Genomic DNA, 1,454 nt, shown 5'->3' on the forward strand with positions numbered 1-1,454 from the left:
TCACCTCCTAATGAAGCTCGTCAAGCAGCCGCTGTGACCGGGAGTCCACCTTGGAAGCACTGTCCGTCGCGTATGAGGGCCCACAGGACGTTGACGCGTCGGCGGGCCAGGGCGAGGACGGCCTGGGTGTGTCGCTTGCCTTCGGCGCGCTTGCGTTCGTAGTAGCGGCGGGACTCGTCGCAGCTGCGGATGCTGATGAGCGCGGAGGTGTAGAAGACGCGTTGCAGCCCGCGATGATAGCGCTTGGGGCGGTGCAGGTTGCCGCTGATGTTGCCGGAGTCGCGGGGCACCGGGGCGACTCCGGCGAAGCTGGCGAGGCGGTCGGCGGTGCCGAAGCGGGTCATGTCGCCGGCGGTGGCGGCCAGGAACTCGGCGCCCAGCAGCGGTCCAATGCCAGGCATGCTGGCGATCACATCGGCGAGGTCGTGGTCGCGAAACCGGGCCGCAATGAGCTTGTCGATCTCGGCGATCTGCTCGTTGAGGCCCATCACCTCCCTGGCCAGGGTGTGGACCACCTGCGCGGCAATCTTCTCCCCGGGGACGGTGGTGTGCTGGCGTTCGGCGGCCTCCAGGGCGGCCTGGGCCAGGATGTCGGCGCCGCGGACCTTGCGGTTGCGCAGCCAGGTCTCCAGGCGGCTGCGGCCGCTCCGGCGCAGGGCTGCCGGGGTCTGGTAGCCGGTCAGCAGGACCAACGGGCCCAGGTTCCCCAGATCCAATACACGCTCCAACGCAGGGAAGAAGCTGGTGAGTTGGCCGCGCAGGCGGTTGATCCGGCGGGTTCGGTCCGCGTTCAGGTCGGCTCGCCGGTTGGTGAGGATACGCAGCTCTATGGTGTGCTCGTCGTCCGGCTGCAGGACCGTCAGGTCCCGGCGCATCCGGGCCTGGTCGGCGATGACGACGGCGTCCTTGGCATCGGTCTTGCCCATGCCCCGGTAGCCGGCCGAGGCCCGGTTGACCGCCAGACCCGGTATGTAGACCAGCTGCTGGTTGTGGTTGAGGAGCACGTTGATCCACAGCGCCGCCATGCCGTCGGCGACGTCGACCGCCCAGAGCACGTCCTCATCCAGCGCCAGCACATCGGCGAGCAGGGCCAGCAGCTCGGGTTCGTCGTTCAGCACCCGGCGCGAAAGCATCTTCCTGCCCTCGGCGTCCAGGACCACGCAGTGGTGGTGGGTCTTGCCGATGTCCGTGCCTGCCCAGATCTGGGCCACCTGTTCCTCCGGTCGTTCGATGCGTGCTGTTCGTCCGGACGACCTCGCCAGCGTGGTCCTACTCAGCGGTGCACCCGAGGGGCCCGCAGCTCCTAATCAGCGGTCGAGTCGTCGTGAGACGCCGGGCGGCCAGGTGAGGTGAACCATCGAGTGCAACCGACTGAAAGCCATACCCGGCGTCTCTGGGCCTCTGGACCTTACGACAGCCCGTTCAACCCATGCCAACAACGTAGGACCGACTGA

At 67.8% G+C, this 1,454-nt stretch carries 1 protein-coding gene; it reads right to left on the reverse strand.

What is annotated here, in order from left to right:
- Positions 1-20: 20 nt before the first annotated feature.
- Positions 21-1,211 (reverse strand): IS110 family RNA-guided transposase, encoded by a 1,191-nt coding sequence (locus tag IF29_RS0141030; protein ID WP_030267606.1) that lies wholly within the window; start codon positions 1,209-1,211, stop codon positions 21-23.
- Positions 1,212-1,454: the final 243 nt, after the last annotated feature.

It is taken from the genome of Streptacidiphilus jeojiense (assembly GCF_000719095.1).
Classification (GTDB): Bacteria; Actinomycetota; Actinomycetes; order Streptomycetales; family Streptomycetaceae; genus Streptacidiphilus; species Streptacidiphilus jeojiensis.